Origin of the sequence: Caldivirga sp. UBA161, from assembly GCF_002506515.1 — an archaeon.
In the GTDB taxonomy this organism is placed as follows: Archaea; Thermoproteota; Thermoprotei; order Thermoproteales; family Thermocladiaceae; genus Caldivirga.
On sequence record NZ_DAXS01000014.1, the window covers coordinates 8,618 to 12,224 of the forward strand.

The 3,607-nt window shown below is 41.8% G+C and carries 4 protein-coding genes and 2 pseudogenes; 1 reads left to right on the top strand and 5 read right to left on the bottom strand.

Going from position 1 to position 3,607, the window contains the following annotated elements; all coding sequences use genetic code 11:
• Nucleotides 1-442 precede the first annotated feature (442 nt).
• From BP896_RS09865 to BP896_RS01875, 4 genes and pseudogenes are all read right to left on the bottom strand, one after another.
• The gene (locus BP896_RS09865; RefSeq protein WP_414633176.1) at nucleotides 443-1,162 is read right to left on the bottom strand and encodes a hypothetical protein; all 720 of its coding nucleotides are present in this window, start codon (nucleotides 1,160-1,162) and stop codon (nucleotides 443-445) included.
• A 9-nt stretch (nucleotides 1,163-1,171) separates the two neighbouring features.
• A pseudogene (locus BP896_RS09870) lies at nucleotides 1,172-1,564 on the bottom strand (nitrite/sulfite reductase); the annotation flags it as partial.
• Nucleotides 1,565-1,612: 48 nt separating this feature from the next.
• Nucleotides 1,613-1,801, bottom strand: a pseudogene (locus BP896_RS09875) (nitrite/sulfite reductase); the annotation flags it as partial.
• Nucleotides 1,802-1,917: 116 nt separating this feature from the next.
• Nucleotides 1,918-2,283, bottom strand: coding sequence for an indolepyruvate ferredoxin oxidoreductase subunit alpha (locus tag BP896_RS01875; RefSeq protein ID WP_291765084.1), 366 nt, complete (start codon nucleotides 2,281-2,283; stop codon nucleotides 1,918-1,920).
• Between the two features lie 442 nt (nucleotides 2,284-2,725).
• On the opposite strand from BP896_RS01875, the gene BP896_RS01880 reads away from it, so the two are divergent.
• Nucleotides 2,726-2,986 (top strand): hypothetical protein, encoded by a 261-nt coding sequence (locus BP896_RS01880; RefSeq protein WP_291765086.1) that lies wholly within the window; start codon nucleotides 2,726-2,728, stop codon nucleotides 2,984-2,986.
• 115 nt (nucleotides 2,987-3,101) lie between these two features.
• Here the strand turns inward: BP896_RS01880 and BP896_RS01885 are convergent, their stop codons facing one another.
• Nucleotides 3,102-3,458, bottom strand: coding sequence for a hypothetical protein (locus BP896_RS01885; RefSeq protein ID WP_291765089.1), 357 nt, complete (start codon nucleotides 3,456-3,458; stop codon nucleotides 3,102-3,104).
• Nucleotides 3,459-3,607: the final 149 nt, after the last annotated feature.

The window sequence follows — 3,607 nt, forward strand, 5'->3', positions numbered from 1 at the left end:
GGCTGAGGGAATGTTACTATGTGTTGTTAACGCATCGAGGAGCCATTACGTATTGCCCCAATGGCTTTAGTTAACTTGCTTCTCATATGCAATCAAACATGATTAAATCGATTATTAATCATTAATAATGATGAAAGCAAGCTATTTAACATTCGAAAGAATAAAGGTATTTCCCCTAGGTTATTAAGCTTGTGAACTGTAGCTTGCAATCCTTTAATGTGGTTTAAATGATTATACATGATCCGCTAATTAATTAAGCCTTTACCACTATGTATGGTAATGAATTACTTAAGTATTGCCATAACCTATGTGTTAATCCTAGTGAAGTTATTTTGAGGAATTACGTAGATTGACCCAAGTAATGGCCCACGATTGCTTAGATTCCATGGGGAATACTTATCCCTATAACCATGCATTGAATATTTTAAAAGAAGGCAGGGTATTATTCAGGTCCAAATATGTTAATGACACTATTGTCAGGTGGTTGGAATGAGGGTACCTGCTTCTTTAACTCGCCCCTAATCGCATCAATACCAATCTTCACTGCGAATTCCCTAATACCGTGAATTCCGGATTTACTATACATGCCTAGGATAGCCTTAACCGTTAATTCAGCATCATTAGGATCCACTGTGCCTACTATGAAGCCTAATTGCCCCGGTTCACCTCCTATGGTTACTAGAATCCTCGTCTTGAAGCCGAAAGGCTCAAGACCTATATCTGATACCCAACTCATACCGCAGTCATGGGTGCAGCCACTGATGCCGATTCTAATGGGCTCCTTTAATTCATTGAGGTGGACGTGTATTTTACGGCCTAGGCTTGTTGTGTCTATTAAGCCTGGTGGGCATAGTTCACTACCAATGCAGGCAACTGTTATTGGGCCCTCTGGGTAAATTGGGCCTGGATCCCTAACCTCATAATTACCCAAGCCCTTAATCTCCTTAACCTCCTCATGGACTGGTATGTAGGCGTTTTGATTATTGAATAATAATACGTAACCAAACCCATACCTCTCAGCAACATTAGCTAACTTAACAAGCTCATCTGCAGTAACCCAGCCGGTTGGGTACTTAATATTAATAATCCTTGACTTAATGAAACTGGGGTTTAGGTTAGGTGGTTTAGGTAATTTTGGCTTAACCTCCCTAGCTATAGCCATGACATCCTCCTTAACCTTATCAAGCCCACGCAACTTAATAACCCACTTAAACCCCCTCCTTTCGCCCGACCTCCTAAATACCTCAGCAATACCAACACATATTGGTAGTAGGTCCTCAGCATCAACATTAGTGAAGGCGAGCTTAGCACTGAAGGCATGCTCACCAATACCGCCACCTAGATATATATTGAACTTGCCATTAGGCTTAGCCACAATACCAATATCCTGGGCTGTGGGTACTGCGCACGCCTTCTCGCAGGCTGATACTGATATTTTAATCCTATGTGGGAGTGATTCATACTCACCCCTATACCTAAAGTAATCACCTATGAATGTTGATAAGGCTTCGGCATTAATGTTGGCGTATGGGCAGAATTGGGATATGCATGGTATTGGGTTCCTAACACTATTACCGCAGGAATCCCTAGGATCGAGGCCGGCCTCCTTAAGCCTCGCCGCAACCTCATTAAAAAGCCTGAAATCAACCTTAAAAACCTCAACATCACCCCTAGTCCCAAGCATTACCCTACCATCACTATAAGTCCTACTAACCTCAGCAATAACCCTCAACTGGTTTGAAAACCACTTACTTGGGTCACGGCCAACACCCTGCCTAATCCTTACTGATACCCACGGGTTATCTCCACGATTCTTGTAAATCCCCTCATGCCTCCTTGGGTAAATTACCTTATGTACATCAGAGTACTTGAACACAATTGACCACGTTTAATGATCCTCATCCTAAGGTTATTTAACTATTGAGCCACTTTAGCTGGCTTACCGGTTATTCCATACTTCTTAGCCCACTCCTCAAAAACCTTCTGCTCCTCCGGGGTTAATTGCCTACTAAACCTGTACCAATTATCCTTAGGCCTAGCAGTCTCTGGGGATTCCGGCGTCTTCCAAATGCAGTTGACTGGGCATACTGGTATGCAGGAGAAGTCGTCAATACACCAGTCCCAGATTAACCTAGCCTTCCCATTCTCATCCAATTCCCACGCATTAGTTGGACAAACACTAACGCAGGCACCACAGCCTATGCATATGTCTTGGTCATCAATAACCCTCATGTACTTCCTTAAGCCCTCCGGGGTTGTGGGTATTTCACTACGCCTGGACATGTGACCACCAGTTTAGTTAATTCACCTTAGTTGTTATAAGTGTTGCCATAGAGACCACCCGCATTAACACACCATTATAGTCCACATGCACTTTAATCAGTAATTAATGAAGCTTGCTTCAATTAGTGGAATTATAAACTCAGGTTAATGCTTTAAGGCACTTAACCTCTTCCCTTAACCCAATGTTAATTATCAATGCCGCCCCAGCACCGTCAACAGCATTCATTTGGGCGTGGGTATCAGTAATGCATAACTTTCAATTCTTTTAGTTTCTTCTTTACTTAATGAGGATTGCCATGAAGGCACCACTACACGGCATTGGGGTCAAGTACATAAGCCCAAGGGGGCAACGCGCTCAAAGGAGCATGATGAAATCATGAGAAAAAATACGGCATGGGCAAGCATACATAATAGCCCTAAGGGGCATTAATGAAGAAAAGAAATGAGAATAAAAGAAACAGCCTTAGTGACTATACTGGACCTAGGTATTGGTGTTACTTTATCCACATACTCAGTTAACTTAATAGGCCTTGGCTTAACAGTGATAGTAACAGGTTGCATGCCGTTAATAGCCCAAGTTATGGCTAAGCTCATGGTTAGTGAAAGAGCCACTTTAGCTAAACTGACTGGTGCAAATAGTACTGGCAATAGCCATGGTATTCCTATAGGGTTAAACGCAATTATTACCGGTTACCACCTTTAATGGCTATTAATTACTCAGCTTCACTACTCAGCAGGGAAACCAGTAAACACACTGCATCAGCATATTTAGCAGTGATGGGAGGATTAAACTAATCAATGACCCCTAGGGCTACATTCTAAGCTATGTTAACCACAATAGCTAATATTATGGTAAATTCAATAAGCTCATAAACGCCATAATACATTAACGCCCGCTTGCTTGCGTACCTACCCAAGTAACCTTTAAAGTAGGCGTATGCACCAGTTAAGTGAGTAACCAGCATTAGTATGACCAATAGCATTAACCATGTTGGCAGAATGCGTAAAACCAATGAACTAGCTAACACGTAGTATAGAACCTCAAATACTGAAACATACACTCCCACTCCCCTAGGGATACTCAAACCTCTGAACCCTAGGTATGAGCCAGCAGCATGAATAACCAACATTACTACTGAACTAGGCAACATTATTAGGGATATAGGCACACCCACTTAGAGTGAGGCCCGCTAAGCTAAATATACTTTACCAATGATACCTAAAGCCTTATCCTTAATTCTTTCAATTCTTTTTTAGTTTCTTGTTACCCAATATTATTCACTAAGGATGAGAAGATACCTAACTTTCAATTCTTTTTTAGTTT